This window comes from Nocardiopsis sp. iso_40 (assembly GCF_056173285.1).
The window spans coordinates 5,374,511-5,390,959 of record NZ_CM149666.1; the positions used below are offsets into that span (position 1 = coordinate 5,374,511).

Sequence of the window (16,449 nt, forward strand, 5' to 3'; positions counted from 1 at the left end):
CGCCGCCCGGATCAGACGATGACGCGCAGCAGGGGGACCCGCTGGGCGAGGGCCACCAGCACCAGGCTGATCGCGGCGGTCGCGACCGCGTAGCCCGCGGCGGCGAAGAGCGCGAGGAAGCCGTCGGGCACACCCCAGAGGTCGCGCAGGGTGTACAGCACCATGACGTGCACGAGGTAGACGCCGAGGCTCAGCCCGGACGCCGCCCGGACGGCCCGTCTGGTGGCCGTAGCGGCCGGGCCCTGCGCCATGGCCAGTCGGGTGCCCGCGGTGCGCAGCACGAGGTAGGCGCCCGCCCCGGCGAGGATCATCGGCGGGGAGAGGAAGCCGTAGAAGTACTCGCCCCCGGGGCCCCACTCCCCCGCCATGCGGGCGGCCGTCCCGGCGCCCGCGGCGGTTCCGGCCACACCCAGGACGAGCGCGAGGGCCCCGTAGCGCGTGGCCCGGGGACCGGTGTCGGCGGTCAGCAGCAGCCAACCCAGCAGGTAGTAGCCGAGGAACGGCAGGAAGCGGGTGACGGCGCTCTCCCCGCCGGCCCCCTCGACCAGTGACAGCAGCTGGTCGGCGATCCCCACCGCGAACGCCACCCCGGTCAGCCACCACAGCCCGGTGCGCGAGGTGTGTGCGACCACCGTGCGCAGGAACGGGGTGAACAGGTAGAGGCCCGCGATGACGTAGAGGAAGTACAGGTGGATCGACGGTGATCCCGAGGCGGCCTGGGCGGCGGCCTGGGCGGCGTCGATGCCCTCGCGCCAGTAGTGCCAGAGCAGGTAGGCGGCGCTCCAGACCAGCAGGGGCACACCGATCCTGGCCCACCGCTTGCGGTAGAAGTCGCCCGCGCCCTCCTCGCGCGGGCGCAGCAGCAGCGCGCCGCTGATCATCACGAACACCGCGACGCACCAGCGCACGGCGGCGTCCACGACGTTGGCCGTCCACCACGTGGGGCCGCCGAGTTCGGCCTGGAGGGTGCTCACCAACGGGGAGTAGGCGTGCACGAGGATGACCGCGACCATGGCGGCGACGCGGGCGAACTCCATCCAGGACGTGACCGGGACGGTTGGGGGTGGGGCTTGGCCGTCCACCGGGGCTCTCTCGACTCGCACCCCCTATCGATACCACTTCGTTATCTTATAGTTCAACCCGGGTTACCGGTAGGAAGGCCCGGAGGGTGGCGTTTTCCGGCCGCGCTTTTCGGCGACGCGCGTTCGTGTCGGGCAAGAAGAAGCAGAACACCATGAAGGCCACGTGGGCGCCGACCCATCGCGGGCGCACGTTGTGGACCGACTCCCTGCGGCCCGGGAGGATGCACGACGCCACCGTGGTGCGTACCGAGGGCATCGACTCCTGCTTCCGGTACTTCCCGCAGGTGGAGGTGCTGCTCGACGACGGCTACCCCGGCCTGCGACTCGACCGCCCGGGGAAGGCCATCACCCCGCCGCGCAAGCCGAACAAGAGTGCTCCGCCCGAGTTCCACGAGCGGCTGGCACCGGGCGGCCGGTTGGTGTTCTCCCATGCCGAACCGGTGCCTGGCTCCCATGGGCTGCAGGACATGTACGGGGGCGGGTTCCGCGGTCGGCGGGTGTGGCTGCACCAGTGGGCCGCACAGCCCCATGAGTGGAAGAGCCTGCTGCGCACCGCGGGCTTCGAGCACGCACAGGTGTGGGTGGGGCCAGCTCCGGAAGCGGACCATGTGGGCGCTCTCATCGGCCTGGCGCACGAGAGCCTGTAACCAGCCTCCAACACACCCAGGTACGAAACGCGTCAGGTACACGTCAGCGCGTCACACGAACGCGCCGATCGTTCCGTACCCGTACCAGCCCTACGTGCAGGTCACATCGTCCTCCAGCAGGTCGCTCATGAGCTTCCGCTGCCGTTCGGCGCTGCTGTAGGACAGGGTGGGCACGAGCGCGGGCTTGCCGTCCAGGTTCCACCGGATGGTGTGGTTCATCCATGGGTAGCCGCTGCACAGGGCGTGCTCGCAGACAACGCCCCGTCGAGCAGGAGAAGCTCATCAAGCTCAACACCCCGCTGACCAACCTGGTCATCTTCCACAACGCCCTGGGCAGCGCCGAGGTGGTGCCTGACCTGGCCAGGCAGGGGTGGATCATCACCGCTGAGGAGCTCGCCGCCCGGTCCCCTGCATCCGCGCTCACCTCCGCCGATTCGGCGCCTACACGACCGACGTGCTGGGGGTCGGACTCGAAGCGTTCAACCCCGCCTTGGACGAGATTGACTTCAGTGCCATAGAGCTTTCCGCATAATTTGACGCTGTCTACTCACCGTGTAGCAGGGAATTCCTGGTCGAAGCAATAGGAATAAAGTCCTTGGGTGGTGAGGTGTAATTAGCTAATGGCATGAGCTGTGACCTGGTTTTGTTTGTGGCCGAACCTGGCCCCGAAGGATTCACCACGCCTCGATCGGCAAGGCCTTCACTGGCCAACATGACCACAAAAGTGAAGGATGGGAAACCTTTATGCGTTCGACCCCCAGAACAGCCGCCATACTCGGGTCTACGGCTCTCGCCTTCAGTCTGCTGCCGACCACGGCTGCTCTGGCCGAGGAGGGCCCGCAGGAGCCGACCGCCCGCATCGTTGAGGAGACGACCGTCGGCAACACCAGCGAGCTGACCTACGAGGACGGCTCCGCCTTCTCCTCGACCATGCTCAGAGCCGGCGAGTTCGACTGGACGGCCTCGTTCGACATGGGCATCTTCTCGCGTGAGTACAGCACACCCAACAGCGGGACGCATCGGGTTGAGGTCGACTCGATCAGCAACTGCAACAACTCCTACGACGATCCCTACATCCGGCTGGAGCAGAAGGCGTTCATCGGCTGGAGCGAGGTGGGGACCGAGTCGTTCAGCTGCAACGGCGGGACGGTCAGCTGGAGCGGTCTGGAGTCGGACACCTACCGGTGGTTCCTGGGCATCGATGGCACCAGCAGCGGTAGTGAGTACGGGCGTTACACCAGCGGGACCACGTACTACCCCTAAAATCGGTTATTGATCGATGAACTCCCTGGTGGCGCCCGTGGCCTCCGAGTGGTGCCGACGGTCGCGTGTGCGCCACCAGGGCCAGGTCAAAGCTGCGCCGATCAGAGCTCCGACGCAGTTGAGAATGACGTCCTCCACAGAGGTGACGCGTCCTAGAGCGAGCGCGTACTGGAGGGTCTCCACGGTTATCGACACGGCTCCGGCCGCGGCGAGCACCCTGGGGAAGCTGCCCAGTCTACTGCTCAGAGCCAGAGGCAGCAGTGCTCCCAGCGGTACGAACATCGCGATGTTTCCGCCGTACTGGTAGAGCCTGGTCGGGCTCCACCCTGAGGCTGCGAGGTCGGTGAAGGGTATGAGTTCCACACCACCGCTGCTGCCGGGGTTCACCAGAGTGATGATGGAGACGAGTGTCAGCACCCCCAAGGTGAGTGTGTCGAAGGTGCTGTCCAGAACGGCTTGTTGCCATTTCCTGGAGCGCCGGAACCGGACCAGGGAAAGGGCGGCGGCGATAAGAACGGCTACCGGAGAGAGTACGAGTATGTCACTTACCAGGCTGGTCACGGACGAGAAACCCATCGGGCGAATCTATCCTGATCTGTTCCGGCGCATCAAGCTGATCTGATAAATGCAGGATGCTGTGTCTTCGGATAGCTGGTTACCGGCCGCAGCGAGTACGGTTCTTCGAAATCAGCCAAGAGGGCACGGGTACGCACAAGTCTGGATCCGTGGGCCCCTTTGTTCTGTTCGGTCCTCCGCCAGATTCGCCCCTCTTGGTGGTCAGCGCTGCCTCGCCCACTTCCTCTGTCTGGCCGGGCCCGGTCAGGGCCACGAAGACGCTGCCCCGGCGTACCACCGTGAACCCGGCCGGTTCGAGGTGATCGCTCCAGTGGCCGCCACACTGACAGCGGGGGCATGGTGGCGCCGCCATTTGGAGTCCAGGGCCTCGTTGACGAGTCAGCCGCCGTAGTGCTTGGTAGCGCGCGTGAATCCAGACACGGACCCCGGTGTCGCAGCGGTCGTGTTCGAGCGAGGGTGCTCACTGAGGTTTGATTGTTTGTTTCCTGGCCAGGTACGTACCCTCCTACCTGGAAATTCTCCACGAGGAGGGGCGTCATGGACGCCCACGACAAGCAACAACGTCGGTTGAGGGCAGCCGCCCTGTTCGAGCAGGACGAGATGCCCGACGCCCGTGTCAGCGAGATGCTCGACGTCACCGCCCGCGCGGTCAACAACTGGCGGGGCGCATGGCACCAAGGCGGCACCGACGCGCTGATGAGCAAGGGCCGCACCGGCCCCAAAAGCTATCTGGGCCCCGACCAACGCCTAACAGGCAGCTGCGGCCACCTCTGACAGCTTCGGCGACCCCACCTGCGCAGCACGGTTCCGGGTGCTGAGTGCCTGCGCCAGATGGCCCAACCATCATTCAATGGTGGTTGGGCCATCGTTCGAGCGTGCGCGGACGTACTCGCGTGTACTCGGAGGCGCTACTCAGCCGTGTCGTCGGTGGTGGCCACCCCGATGGGGCAGCTGGCCCCGGTGCCGCCGATCCCGCAGTAGCCGCCCGGGTTCTTGGCGTCGGACAGGTACTGCTGGTGGTAGTCCTCGGCGAAGTAGAACGCCCGGAGCGGGGCGATCTCGGTGGTGATCGGGCCGTAGCCGGAGCGGGTCAGGGCCGGCTGGAAGGCGTCCCGGGTGGCCTCGGCGGCCTCGCGCTGGGCCTCGGAGTGGTAGTAGATCGCCGACCGGTACTGGGTGCCGACGTCGTTGCCCTGGCGCATCCCCTGGGTCGGGTCGTGGCCCTCCCAGAACACCTTGAGGATCTCGGTGTAGGAGATCTTCGCCGGGTCGAAGACCACGCGCACCATCTCGGTGTGACCGGTCAGGCCCGAGCACACCTCCTCGTAGGTGGGGTTGGGCGTGTAGCCGCCGGCGTAGCCCACCGCGGTGGTGATGATCCCGCGTTCCGCGCCCAGTCGCCAGAAGGTGCGCTCGGCACCCCAGAAGCAGCCCATCGCCAGGTCGGCGATCTCGCTGCCCTCCGGATAGGGCGGGGTGAGCCGGGTCCCCAGCACGGTGTGCCCGGAAGGCACCGGCATCTCGGTGTCACGGCCGGGCAGGGCTTGTGCGGGGTCGACCATCGTCGTCTTTGTGCCGAACATGGCTCCAGGCTATCCGCACCGTCCAGGGCCTCCCAGTCCCCGCACCCGCCCTGTGGACGACCTCCGCGCCCGGGCCCCGGATGTTGTCCACAGGCGAGGGCGGGCGGGAGACAGGGAAACTTATTGGTCCTACGATTACGGATGTGTCGGAAACCAACCGCGGCGTCGCCCTCGGGGCGAGCGCCTTCCTCCTGTGGGGCTTCGCGGCCCTCTACTGGCCCTTCCTCTCCGCCTCCGAACCAACCGAGGTCCTCGCCCACCGCATGGTCTGGGCGCTCCTCGCGATGTGCGTCTTCCTGTTCGTCGCCCGGCGCGGCTGGTCCTGGCTGCCCCGGGTCCTGCGCAACCCCCGGAAACTGCTCCCGGTCGCCGCGGCCGCCGTGCTCATCTCGGTGAACTGGTGGGGGTTCATCTACGCGGTCTCCACCGTCCAGACCCTCCAGGCCTCACTGGCCTACTTCATCAACCCCCTCATGACGGTCTGCCTGGCGGTGGTGTTCTTCGCCGAGCGGCTGCGCGCCGCCCAGTGGGTGGCGGTCGGCTTCGGCGTGGTGGCGGTCGGGGTGATGGCCGTCGCCTACGGCTCCACGCCCTGGCTCTCCCTGCTGATGGCCTCCTCCTTCGCCGCCTACGGGGCGGTGAAGAAGTACGTGGACCTGGACGGCATGCAGAGCCTGACCGTCGAGACCCTGGTGATGTTCCTGCCCGCGCTGGGGTTCGTTGTCTACCTGGAGGCGACCGGGGCGGGCACGGCCCTCTCCGTCTCCCCGGCGCACACCGCCCTGCTGGTGGGCGGGGGGTTCGTGACCGCGCTCCCGCTGCTGCTGTTCGGCCTGGCGGCGCGCCGGGTGCCGCTGAGCATCATCGGCATGCTGCAGTTCATCGCACCGACCATGATGTTCCTGATCGGCTGGCTGATCCAGAGCGAGGAGATGCCGCTGAGCCGCTGGATCGGTTTCGTGTTCGTCTGGCTGGCCGTGTGCGTGTTCGCCTTCGACCAGATCCGGAACTCGCGGGCCCGGACCACGGCCGCACGAACGGCCGCCTCCACAGCCGTGGTCGCTCCGACCGCGACGGAGGACGTCGACCGGGGCGGCCCCGTACACCCCGAGCCCCCGGACCCCGAAGCCACCAGCTCCGCCGACCCCCGGGCGTGACCCTCTCCGGCTTCCCCGGTTTCGGCCGTTCCAAACTACTCTCAGTGACACTGTGCTAACGTCAGGTCGTGGGCGTCGGGCTCTGCCCCGCCCCGACCTGGCAGCACGTCCCGGAGGGTCCCCTTGATACCTCGCACCAGCCGAACCGGCACGCTCCGTGCCGTCTCGGCCGCGTGCGCGGCGGCACCCTCCCTGCTCTGCCTCCCGCTCCTGATCGGCGCGTTCATCACCGTGCTGTGGCTGCTCTGCTCCGCCGCCCCGGCACAGGCCGACACCGCCCCCGTGCCCCCGGCCGCCGAGAACACCTCGGCGACCCGCGGCTCCCTCCCCGCCGAAGCCCTGACCCCGGGGAGGGGTCTCGGCCTGGGCGAGGAGAGGTCCCTGGAACAGGTCGTGCCGGAGCGGGTCGCCGAACCGGTGAACACGACCCTGGGCACCGTGCACGAGCGCCTGGGCAAGCACACGGCCGACACCGCCGCTGCCGCCGCCTCCCTGCCCGAACCGGCCGTCACCGAGGTCCGGAGCGAGGTACGCGAGGTCGTCACGGAGATCGGCCGCACCGGCGACACGGCGGTCGAGCAGGGTCTGAACCACACGCTCCCGGCCACCGAGGCCGGGGCGTCCCGTCCCACCCCCGCCGAACCCGCCGGGGACGGTGCGGAGCGGCGTCCGCGGGGGGACGCGGAGGCCGAGCAGGCCGAAGCGGAGACCGACCGGAGCCCCGTCGTCCTCGACACGGCGGCCGCCCCGCACCACGCCCCCGCACCGACCGGGGGTCCGGCCGGGGCCGCCGAGACGGCGGCGGCCGACCACGGCGCAGCCGACCGCGCGCCCGAGCACCAGCGCGTCCAGCAGACCACCGGCTCACCCGCGCCCACCGCCAACGGACCGGCCGGCGCGCCCTCCGTCGCCGGTTACCTCACCAGCGCTCCCCTCCCCGCGCCCGCCGCCGACACGATGCGCCTGGCCGCGCACCGGCTGCACGCCGTGCCCGTCGACCCGGCCGACGACCCCACGGTCTCGCCCGACTAGCGAACGGTCCCGCCCCGGCGCCTTCCGCGCGCCCCGGACCGTTCCCAGCCAGCACTTCTCCTGGGAGCTGACCTGAGTCCCGTGCCGTCGTTCACGTGATTCACGTCAGCCGGTGGTCCGCCCCGGCTCCCCACGGCCGCCGCACGCGGCATCACGGCCATCCCGCAAACCAGAGCTTCACCAGGGAAGGAAAACCATGACGCAGACCAAGCGTTTCTCCGCCCGAGTCGTACTCCTCGCCACGGGCACCGCGGGCTTCGTGGCCCTCGGCGCAGGGGTCGCCGGCGCCGAGGACCTGAAGACCCCCATGCACGAGATCGCCCCCGTCGTCGAGCGGGCGCTCGTCGAGGGCGTGGCACCGACCATGAACGAGCTGGCCCCCCAGGGCCTCACCCCGGTCGCCGGGAACGCCCTGAGCGAACTCCAGGACACCGCGAACAAAACCAAGCCCGCACCGGACCTGGGCGCCGTGCTGCCCGAATCCCCGCTGGCCGACGCCGCGGCCCGGACGCAGGACGCCACCGGTCTGGACGGCGACCCGCACGACACCGTCGGCCAGGCCGCGGGGCGGGCCCTGGAGGCCTCCGCCGAGGACACCAGCGTCGCGTTGGAGGACACCGCCCGCGAGGCCGGGACGTCGGTGGAGGACACCGCCACCGAGGTCCTGCCCCACACGGTGGTGGCGGTGACCGAGCTGCGCGACGAGATGCTCACCCTGCCCGACCTGGACGCCCCCCGGGTGCCCGAACTGTCCGAGGCGCCCTCGCTCGCCGAGGTCGGCGAGGTCACCGACCTGACCGGGGGCAACGCCCTGGTCCTGGACGAGCTCGACCCGCTGGCCGGCCAGGGGGCCACCCTCCCCATGAGCCACTCCGAGGCCGCGGCGCCCACCGCTCCCAACATGTGGGACCTGGCCGCCGCCTTCGGCCTGGAGACCCCGGACCAGATCCAGGACGTCGTGGAGGCCACGGAGCTGACCGAGGACAACTACGTGAACCTCGGCGAGGAGGAGGTCCTGGGCATGGTGGGCAACCGCGCCTGGGAGGACCGCGACCTGACCGTCCCGCAGAGCTCCGCCGGGGACACCGGTATCCCGGAGGCCCCGGGTGTCCAGGACCTGACCGACGCCGTGGTCTCGGGTGTGTCCGAGCCCGGCGCCGCCGAGACCGTGTCCCTGGACGGCCCCCTGTCCGAGGCCCAGCTGCCCCGGGTCGCCGAGGGCATCGACACCACGACCGCCGAGGACCTGGTGAACGGTCTCGGCCGGGGCGACCTGCTGGGCCAGGTGGACACCAGTGACCTGGTGTCCGTCGAGGGCGGCACCGCCGAGCAGGAGACCCCCGAGGGCATGGTCGAGCACCCCACCTTCACGGACCTGCCCGGTTCCGAGGCCCTCCCCGTGATCAGCTGACGTTCCCCGAGCCGACGGCGCCGCCCCGCGAACCGGGGGCGGCGCCGTCGTCGTTTCACCTCTGCTTCCCCCATGCCCGGAGAAGACGGCGAACGTGCCGGTAGGGCGCCTGAGGAGATCACCACGCAGCCGATCCCGGGAGCAGCAGCACCCCGACCGCCCAGGCCGCCAGAAGGGCTCCCGCCGCCGCGGCCAGGACCAGGAGCCGCCGCCTCCCCCGCGCACGGGGCCGCGCCAGCCGCAGCCACCCCCGGCGCACCAGCTCGGCCGTGCGCACACCGTCCGCGAGCAGCCGGCGGAGCAGTTCCGGGGAGCGGGGGCGCCGGCCCGGGTCCTTGTCCAGTGCTGCCTCGACCAGGGGCAACAGGTCCTCGGAAACCCCTTCCAGGTCGGGTTCCTCCCAGAGGACCCGGCGTGCCACCTCCTGCGGAGTCCCCTCCCCGAAGGGCTCCCGACCGGTCGCGGCGAAGGCCAACAGCACGCCCCAGGCGAACACGTCCACCCCCGGCCCGGAACCGCCCCGCCGGTACCGTTCGGGCGCGGTCCGGCCGGGAGCCCCGGCCAGCCCCCCGGTCCGGGCCAGGACCGCTTCGTCCAACGCGCGGGCGATCCCCGGGTCGAGCACCTTCGGTCCCGTCGGTGCGAGCTTGACGTTGCCCGGCCCGAGGTTCCGGTGCACCAGACCCCGGGTATGCAGGGCGCACAGGGCCTCCAGGGTTCCGGCGGCCACCGCGAGCAGCGCCTCACCGGTCAGCGGCCCGTTGTCCGCCACCCACTCGCCGAGGGTCGGTCCGGTTACGAGCTCCGTCGCCGTCCAGGGAGGGTCCGCCTCCGGGGCGGCGGTGACGAAACGCGGGATGTAGGGGCTGTCGACCCGCCGGACCAGATCGACCTCCTCCCGGAGCCGTGCCCGGAAGCCGGGGTCCGCGGTGCAGCCGGGACGGAAAACCCTGACCGCGAAGAGTTGCGAGTCGTGTCCCAGAGCCGCGTAGACGGTGCCCAGCCCGCCCTCGCCCAGCCGTCCCACAAGCGTGTGGCCGCCCATCCGCACGGGATCGCCCGAGGTGAGCGGGGACAGCCGCAGGTTGCGGCGGGCGGCCTGCGGGGGTGCGGGCATGGTGTCCGGCCTTCCGTCGGGGAGCGTAAGGACGTCACCCGTTGAGACGCCGCCTCCTCGGCCGCGGTTGCGGTTGCGCGGCCCGTACCGGAACCGTGGCCGGTCCGGCCCCGAACGCACCGCGGGCCCCGTCCGGAGGATTCCGGTCGGGGCCCGCGGCCACAGGTGCGCGGTGCCGGTCAGCCCGAGCGCTCCACCACGTAGTCGCACAGGGCCAGGAAGGCGTCCCGGGCCGGGATGTCCGGCAGGGTGACCAGTTCCGAGCGGGCCCTGTCGGCCCAGCCGCGCAGGGTGGCGTCGGCCTCGGCCATGGCGGGGTGCGGGCGCAGCAGCCCCAGGGCCTCCTCGGCCTCGGTGTCGTGGAGCGGACGGCCAAGCAGCGACTTCAGCCGCTCGTCGGCCGGGTCCTGCGAACGCATCGCGTAGAACATCGGCAGGGTGAGCACGCCCTCGCGCAGGTCCGTTCCGGGGACCTTGCCCGAATCGGCGCTCTCGCTGGCCACGTCCAGGATGTCGTCGGCCAGCTGGAAGGCCATCCCCAACGCGTCGCAGGCGCGGGTCAGGGTGCTCACCGTCTCGGGGTCGACCTTGCCGAACATGCCGCCGAACTCCGCGGAGGAGGCGATCAGCGAGGCCGTCTTGTCGTCGATGACGTTCAGGTAGTGGTCGAGCGGGTCGATCCCGTCGCGCGGTCCGGAGGTCTCCAGGATCTGCCCCTGGACCAGGCGGGCGAAGGTCTCGGCCTGGAGCCGGACGGCCTCGGTGCCCAGGTCGGCCAGCATCGTGGAGGCCTTGGCGAACACGTAGTCGCCGGTGAGGATCGCGATGGTGTTGCCCCAGCGCTGGTTGGCGCTGGCCTTGCCGCGGCGCAGCTCCGCCTCGTCCATGACGTCGTCGTGGTAGAGCGTCGCCACGTGGGTCAGTTCGACCACGGCGGCGGCCGGGATGAGGTCGGGGACCCGGGGGTCGCCGAAGTGGGACGCGAGCAGCACCAGCATGGCGCGGAAGCGCTTGCCTCCCGCGGCCAGCAGGTGGGAGGCGGCCTCGGTCAGCATGGGGTCGCTGGACCGGACCGATTCCCGCAGCAGGTCCTCGACCTTCTCCAGGTCGTCCTTGACCTCCCGGGCGAGGCTCGGGTCAACTCTCGGCAGAGCGAGAAAACCGCTCGGGACAGCACCGCTCACCGTAAAGCTCCACCTGTTGAACGGGCGTGTGACGGCCCCCTCGGGAGGGGGCCGTCACACGCTCAGCACATGAACATGATCCGACTTGCCACGTTATCCGACCCGGAATGATCGTCCAAAGCCACACCCGGGTAGGCGGTCACTCCTCGCCCGGGACCGCTGTGACCTGGTCAACCATTACCGCCGCGGGCTCCTGGCCCGGCTCCGAGGACGGCAGGAGGTTGTCCAGTACCGGCCCCGGGAAGATCCCGAGCGCGAGGGTGGCCGCGACACCCACGGTGATCACACCGCCGGTGAGCAGACCGGCCCGGGCCACCGTGGGGCCTTCGCCCTCGGAATCCCGGAAGAACATCACAACGATGATGCGGACGTAGAAGAACGCGGTGACGGCGCTGCTGAGGACACCGACGACGACCAGCGGGGCCGCACCGGCCGCGACGGCCGCCTCGAAGACCGCGAACTTGCCGATGAACCCGCTCGTGAGCGGGATGCCGGCGAAGGCCAGCAGGAACAGCGACAGCGACAGGGCCAGGGCCGGGGAACGCCGTCCCAGGCCCGCCCACCGGTCGATGTCGCCGAGCTCCTGCCCGCCGTCCCGGGTCCGCACCAGGGTGACGACGGCGAACGCGCCCAGCGTGGTGAACCCGTAGGCGGCCAGGTAGAACATGGCGCCCGCGAGCCCGTCGACGCTGCCCGCGACCACGGCGGTGAGGATGAACCCGGCGTGCACCACCGAGGAGTAGGCCAGCAGCCGCTTGATGTCCCGCTGGGTGACGGCGACGAGCGCGGCGACGACCATCGTCAGGACGGCCACCGTCCACAGCATCGGCTCCCAGATCTGCGCCGAGGTGCCGAACGGGACGAAGAACACCCGCAGCAGGGCACCGAAGGCGGCCACCAGCGTGCAGGAGGCCATCAGCGCGGTGATCGGGGTCGGAGCGCCCTGGTAGACGTCCGGCTTCCAGTTGTGGAAGGGCACGGCGCCGACCTTGAACAGCAGGCCGATCGCGACCAGGCCCACACCCATGAGCAGCAGCGGCTCACCGTTGCCGTCGGCGAAGATCTCCGCCCCGCCCGACTCCACGGCCAGGCGGATCACACCGAAGTTCACCGAGCCCGCGTAGCCGTAGACCATGGCGATCCCGAACAGGAAGAACGCCGAGGAGAACGCGCCCAGCAGGAAGTACTTGACCGCGGCCTCCTGCGAGAACAGGCGACGGCGGCGGGCCAGGCCGCACAGCAGGTACAGCGGGAGGCTCATCACCTCCAGGGCGATGAACATGACGAGGAAGTCGTTCGAGGCCGGGAACATCAGCATGCCCAGCACGGCGAACAGCACCAGCGGGTAGACCTCGGTGTGCTGGGAGCCCGCGAGGATGTGCGTGCGCTCCTCCTCGCTGCCCGGGACGGTGGCGGCCTGGGCCGAGAACGCGTCCCGGCCGTCCCGCCGCTCGGCGATCAGCATGAGGCTGACCAGGGCCAGCACGGTGATGGTGCCCTGGAAGAAGAGCACCGTGCGGTCCACCGCCAGCACACCGTTGGCGACGGTCGTACCCTCCCCGACCGCCTCCACCTGGAGGATCAGCAGGACGAACGTGGCCAGCAGGGCGAGCGCCGCGAGGGCGATCTGTACGGTGCGGCGGGAGCCCTTGGGCCAGAAGGCCTCGAACAGGACCGCCAGCACACCGGCGCCGAACAGCACCAGGAACGGGGCGAGCAGCCACCAGTCCAGGGCCGGCGGCGCCTCCGTGACTCCGTGGAGCGCCGGGGGCGCCCCGTCCGCAAGGTTGAGGGGGATCACTCCTCGTCTCCTTCCGCGTCGCCGTCCGTGACCGCCACTGCGGTGTCGGCCTCGGCCTCCACGGTGCGTTCGACGGCGGGGTTGATCACGTTGAGCATGGGCTGCGGGTAGACGCCGAACGCGATGATCAGGGCGACCAGCGGGGCGACCGCCCACATCTCACGCCCGGACAGGTCCGGGAGCCCGGACAGCCTCTCCGGGGTGGGGCCGGTCATCGTGCGCTGGTACATCCACAGGATGTAGAGCGCCGCGAGGACCACACCGGCCGTGGCGATGACCGCCGGGACCGGGTTGAAGGCGTACACGCCGACGAACACCAGGAACTCGCTGACGAAGGGGGCCAGGCCCGGCAGCGCCAGGCCGGCGAGCCCCGTGACCAGGAAGACCCCGGCGAGTTTGGGCGCGACCTTCTGGACGCCCCCGTAGTCCCCGATCCCGGAGCTGCCCCGGCGGGCGATGAGGAAGCCCACCACCAGGAAGAGCGCGCCGGTGGCGAACCCGTGGTTGACCATGTACAGGGCGGCTCCGGCCTGCGCCTGCTGGGTCAGGGCGAAGATCCCCAGGGTGATGAAGCCGAAGTGGGACACCGAGGTGTAGGCGACCAGGCGCATCATGTCGCTCTGCCCGATCGCGAGGATCGCACCGTAGACGATGCTGACCAGGCTCAGCCCCACCACCGGCCACACGAACCAGGACACGGCGGCCGGGAACATCTCCAGGCAGTACCGGAGCATGCCGTAGGTGCCGACCTTGTCCAGCACGCCGACCAGCAGTACCGCCGTGCCGGGACTGGAGGACCCGGCCGCGGTGGGCAGCCAGGTGTGCACCGGCCACATCGGGGCCTTGATCGCGAAGGCGATGAAGAACCCGAGGAAGAGCCAGCGCGCCGTGGCCGGGTCGACGGCCGCGAGGGCGCCGCCCGGGTCGGTGAGCTCGGTCCACAGGAACGTGCCGCCGACGACGTACACGCCGATCACCGCGACCAGCATGATGAGGCCGCCCGCGAGGCTGTACAGCAGGAACTTCATCGCGGCCCTGGCGCTGTCGGCGCCGCGCCCGTACCGCCCGATCATGAAGTAGACCGGGATGAGCATGGCCTCGAAGAACACGTAGAACAGGAAGACGTCGGTGGCGGCGAAGACACCGATCATCATCGCTTCCAGGGCGAGGACGAGGGCGAAGTAGCCGCGTCCGCCGTCCTCGCGGTCGGAGTACTCGTTCCAGGCCGCCAGCACCACCAGCGGCACCAGGACCACGGACATGAGGATCAGCAGCAGGGAGATGCCGTCGACGCCGACCGCGAAGTGGACCCCGAAGTAGGGGATCCACGGGTAGACCTCCTCGAACTGGAGGCCGCCCGCCCCCGAGGCGTCGAAGTTCAGGGCCATGGCCGCGACCAGGAGCAGGGTCGCGACCGAGAAGCCGAGTGCCAGGCGTTTGGCGGTCTCGGCCGGGGCCGCCGCGCCGCCGGTGGCGGCGGGACGGGCCCTGGTGGCCGTGGCGGTGCCCGAACCGGCGTCGGCGCGGGCCGAGGCGCCGGCCTGGGCCGCGGTGTCCGCGGCCGCCGGTGCCTTGACGCGCGGCAGCGCCCAGATGACGGCCGCGCCGACCGCGGGAAGCGCGATCGCGAGAGTGAGCCAGGGGATCATTTAGAACCTCACAACCAGCGTCGCGGCGACGATGACGGCGCCGAGGAGCATGGTGAGCGCGTAGGTGCGGGCGAACCCGGTCTGTGTCCTGCCGAGCCCGGTGGAGGAGTCGCGGACCCCGGCACCGATCCCGTTGACCGCGCCGTCGACGACCTTGTCCTCGATGACGACCAGCGCCTTGGTGAGCACCTGGCCGGGCCGCATGAACAGGCCTTCGTTGATCTCGTTGCCGTACAGCTCGTTGCGGGCCGCGTCGGTGACGAGGTTGCCCTCGGGTGCGGTGCGCGCCACGGGCTTGCGCAGGTACGCGAACCAGGCGAGCGCCACGCCGAGGACCAGCACGGCCAGGGCGGCCAGGCCGTAGGGGGCGGTGAGGGCGTGCCCCACGGTGAAGTGGTGCGGTTCGGCGCCGACCGCCGGGGCGAGGAAGCCCGCGAACCGGTCGCCGAGCACCAGGAAGGCGCCGAGGAAGACCGATCCGATCGAGATGACCACCATGGGGGCGGTCATGCTCACCGGGGACTCGTGCGGGTGCACGCCCTCGTCCCAGCGCTTCCTGCCGAGGAAGGTCATGAAGACCATCCGGGACATGTAGAAGGCGGTGAGCGCGGCTCCGGCGATGACGGCGGTACCGAAGACCGTCCCGGCCGTGCCGCCGATGCCGAAGGTGGCGGAGATGATGCTCTCCTTGGTCCACCAGCCGGACAGGAACGGGACGCCGATGATGGCGAGGTAGCCGAGGCCGAAGGTGGCGAAGGTGATCGGCATCTTCGACGCCAGCCCGCCGTACCGGCGCATGTCGACACCGTCGTTCATGCCGTGCATGACCGAGCCGGCGCCGAGGAACAGCCCGGCCTTGAAGAAGCCGTGCGTGACCAGGTGGGCGATGGCGGCGACGTAGCCGACCGGGCCGAGCCCGGCGGCCAGCACCATCATTCCGATCTGGCTCATCGTGGATCCGGCCAGGGACTTCTTGATGTCGTCCTTGGCGGAGGCGATGATCCCGCCCGCCAGCATGGTGGCGGCCCCGACCGTCATGACGGCGGTCTGGGCCACGGGGGCGCCCTCGAAGACCGGCCCGGCGCGCACGATCAGGTACACACCGGCGGTGACCATGGTGGCGGCGTGGATGAGCGCCGACACCGGGGTCGGGCCCTCCATCGCGTCGAGCAGCCACGCCTGGAGCGGGAGCTGCGCGGACTTGCCGCAGGCGCCCAGGAGCAGGAGGAGCCCGATCGCGAGGAGGACGCCGTCACCGGCGCCCGGCACCGCGGCGAAGACGTCGCTGAAGCTCACCGCGCCGAGCGCGGTGAACATGATCATGATCGCCACGAGCAGGCCGATGTCACCGACCCGGTTGATCAGGAACGCCTTCTTGGCCGCGGTGGCCGCCGCGGGCTTGTACTGCCAGAACCCGATGAGCAGGTAGGACGCGAGGCCCACACCCTCCCAGCCGAGGAACAGCAGGACGAAGTTGTCCGCGAGCACCAGCACGAGCATGGCCGCGACGAACAGGTTCAGGTAGGCGAAGAAGCGCCGCCTGGCGGGGTCCTCGGCCATGTAGCCGAGCGAGTAGACGTGGATGAGCGAACCCACGAAGGTGATCAGCAGGACGAAGCTGATCGAGAGCGGATCCACCAGGAGGTTGATCCGGGCGGAGAAGTCGCCTGCCGCGAACCACTCGTAGACGGGGACGGAGACGCTGCGCTCGGCCGTGCCCCGGCCGAGGAGCTCGAACAGGGCCAGGACGGCCCAGACGAAGGAGCCGACCGGCAGGGCGGTGGCCAGCAGCGGCCCCCACCCGTTGGTGCGCCGCCCGCCGAGCAGCAGGATCACCGCGCCCGCGAGCGGCAGGGCGATCAGCAGCCAGGCGTTCGACAGCACCGCGCTGTCGGCCGCGGTCGCCACCGCGGGTTCGGCGGCGAGGTATGCGTGATGTCGTGTCAC

15 protein-coding genes and 1 pseudogene are annotated in these 16,449 nt (G+C 70.3%); 7 read left to right on the top strand and 9 right to left on the bottom strand.

What is annotated here, in order from left to right; genetic code table 11:
• Positions 1-11: 11 nt before the first annotated feature.
• Positions 12-1,037, bottom strand: a complete 1,026-nt coding sequence (locus AC0VYD_RS23355; RefSeq protein WP_475477489.1) for an acyltransferase — start codon at positions 1,035-1,037, stop codon at positions 12-14.
• 131 nt (positions 1,038-1,168) lie between these two features.
• Here AC0VYD_RS23355 and AC0VYD_RS23360 point away from each other — a divergent pair, with 131 nt between their 5' ends.
• Positions 1,169-1,729: a transposase family protein gene (locus AC0VYD_RS23360; RefSeq protein WP_475477490.1), complete on the top strand. Its 561-nt coding sequence runs from the start codon at positions 1,169-1,171 to the stop codon at positions 1,727-1,729.
• A 90-nt stretch (positions 1,730-1,819) separates the two neighbouring features.
• On the opposite strand, the gene AC0VYD_RS23365 is transcribed toward AC0VYD_RS23360, so the two are convergent.
• Positions 1,820-1,948 (bottom strand): hypothetical protein, encoded by a 129-nt coding sequence (locus AC0VYD_RS23365; RefSeq protein WP_475477491.1) that lies wholly within the window; start codon positions 1,946-1,948, stop codon positions 1,820-1,822.
• A gap of 21 nt (positions 1,949-1,969) precedes the next feature.
• Here AC0VYD_RS23365 and AC0VYD_RS23370 point away from each other — a divergent pair.
• A pseudogene (locus AC0VYD_RS23370) lies at positions 1,970-2,261 on the top strand (Tn3 family transposase); the annotation flags it as partial.
• 212 nt (positions 2,262-2,473) lie between these two features.
• Positions 2,474-2,992 carry a hypothetical protein gene (locus AC0VYD_RS23375; RefSeq protein WP_475477492.1) on the top strand — a complete coding sequence of 173 codons (519 nt, stop codon included), beginning with the start codon at positions 2,474-2,476 and terminating at the stop codon, positions 2,990-2,992.
• Positions 2,993-2,998: 6 nt separating this feature from the next.
• Here the strand turns inward: AC0VYD_RS23375 and AC0VYD_RS23380 are convergent, their stop codons facing one another.
• Complete coding sequence (locus AC0VYD_RS23380) at positions 2,999-3,553, bottom strand: VanZ family protein (RefSeq protein WP_475477493.1); 555 nt, start codon at positions 3,551-3,553, stop codon at positions 2,999-3,001.
• Between the two features lie 552 nt (positions 3,554-4,105).
• Here AC0VYD_RS23380 and AC0VYD_RS23385 point away from each other — a divergent pair.
• Complete coding sequence (locus AC0VYD_RS23385) at positions 4,106-4,342, top strand: helix-turn-helix domain-containing protein (protein ID WP_475477494.1); 237 nt, start codon at positions 4,106-4,108, stop codon at positions 4,340-4,342.
• Positions 4,343-4,476: 134 nt separating this feature from the next.
• On the opposite strand, the gene msrA is transcribed toward AC0VYD_RS23385, so the two are convergent.
• Positions 4,477-5,151 (bottom strand): peptide-methionine (S)-S-oxide reductase MsrA, encoded by a 675-nt coding sequence (msrA, locus tag AC0VYD_RS23390; protein ID WP_475477495.1) that lies wholly within the window; start codon positions 5,149-5,151, stop codon positions 4,477-4,479.
• A 143-nt stretch (positions 5,152-5,294) separates the two neighbouring features.
• On the opposite strand from msrA, the gene rarD reads away from it, so the two are divergent.
• From rarD to AC0VYD_RS23405, 3 genes are all read left to right on the top strand, one after another.
• Complete coding sequence (rarD, locus tag AC0VYD_RS23395) at positions 5,295-6,308, top strand: EamA family transporter RarD (RefSeq protein ID WP_475477496.1); 1,014 nt, start codon at positions 5,295-5,297, stop codon at positions 6,306-6,308.
• A 123-nt stretch (positions 6,309-6,431) separates the two neighbouring features.
• Positions 6,432-7,340: a hypothetical protein gene (locus AC0VYD_RS23400; protein ID WP_475477497.1), complete on the top strand. Its 909-nt coding sequence runs from the start codon at positions 6,432-6,434 to the stop codon at positions 7,338-7,340.
• A gap of 196 nt (positions 7,341-7,536) precedes the next feature.
• Positions 7,537-8,751 (top strand): hypothetical protein, encoded by a 1,215-nt coding sequence (locus tag AC0VYD_RS23405; RefSeq protein WP_475477498.1) that lies wholly within the window; start codon positions 7,537-7,539, stop codon positions 8,749-8,751.
• Between the two features lie 118 nt (positions 8,752-8,869).
• Here AC0VYD_RS23405 and AC0VYD_RS23410 read toward each other — a convergent pair whose 3' ends face one another.
• The 5 genes from AC0VYD_RS23410 to nuoL all read right to left on the bottom strand — a co-directional run bounded on the left by AC0VYD_RS23410 (position 8,870) and on the right by nuoL (position 16,449).
• Positions 8,870-9,868 (bottom strand): serine/threonine-protein kinase, encoded by a 999-nt coding sequence (locus tag AC0VYD_RS23410; RefSeq protein ID WP_475477499.1) that lies wholly within the window; start codon positions 9,866-9,868, stop codon positions 8,870-8,872.
• A gap of 179 nt (positions 9,869-10,047) precedes the next feature.
• Entirely contained in the window at positions 10,048-11,052 is a 1,005-nt protein-coding gene (locus tag AC0VYD_RS23415; protein ID WP_475477500.1) for a polyprenyl synthetase family protein, read from the bottom strand.
• 139 nt (positions 11,053-11,191) lie between these two features.
• Positions 11,192-12,853 carry an NADH-quinone oxidoreductase subunit NuoN gene (gene nuoN / locus AC0VYD_RS23420; RefSeq protein ID WP_475477501.1) on the bottom strand — a complete coding sequence of 554 codons (1,662 nt, stop codon included), beginning with the start codon at positions 12,851-12,853 and terminating at the stop codon, positions 11,192-11,194.
• Positions 12,850-14,502: an NADH-quinone oxidoreductase subunit M gene (locus AC0VYD_RS23425; protein WP_475477502.1), complete on the bottom strand. Its 1,653-nt coding sequence runs from the start codon at positions 14,500-14,502 to the stop codon at positions 12,850-12,852. The genes nuoN and AC0VYD_RS23425 overlap by 4 nt, the downstream gene beginning before the upstream one ends.
• Positions 14,503-16,449 (bottom strand): NADH-quinone oxidoreductase subunit L, encoded by a 1,947-nt coding sequence (gene nuoL, locus AC0VYD_RS23430; RefSeq protein WP_475480353.1) that lies wholly within the window; start codon positions 16,447-16,449, stop codon positions 14,503-14,505.

Bases quoted from the DNA above. Each gene is read 5' to 3' on its own strand.
- AC0VYD_RS23355 (WP_475477489.1), bottom strand. From the start codon at position 1,037: ATGGAGTTCGCCCGCGTCGCCGCCATGGTCGCGGTCATCCTCGTGCAC.
- AC0VYD_RS23365 (WP_475477491.1), bottom strand. From the start codon at position 1,948: ATGAACCACACCATCCGGTGGAACCTGGACGGCAAGCCCGCGCTCGTG.
- AC0VYD_RS23375 (WP_475477492.1), top strand. From the start codon at position 2,474: ATGCGTTCGACCCCCAGAACAGCCGCCATACTCGGGTCTACGGCTCTC.
- AC0VYD_RS23385 (WP_475477494.1), top strand. From the start codon at position 4,106: ATGGACGCCCACGACAAGCAACAACGTCGGTTGAGGGCAGCCGCCCTG.
- msrA (WP_475477495.1), bottom strand. From the start codon at position 5,151: ATGTTCGGCACAAAGACGACGATGGTCGACCCCGCACAAGCCCTGCCC.
- AC0VYD_RS23405 (WP_475477498.1), top strand. From the start codon at position 7,537: ATGACGCAGACCAAGCGTTTCTCCGCCCGAGTCGTACTCCTCGCCACG.
- AC0VYD_RS23410 (WP_475477499.1), bottom strand. From the start codon at position 9,868: ATGCCCGCACCCCCGCAGGCCGCCCGCCGCAACCTGCGGCTGTCCCCG.
- AC0VYD_RS23425 (WP_475477502.1), bottom strand. From the start codon at position 14,502: ATGATCCCCTGGCTCACTCTCGCGATCGCGCTTCCCGCGGTCGGCGCG.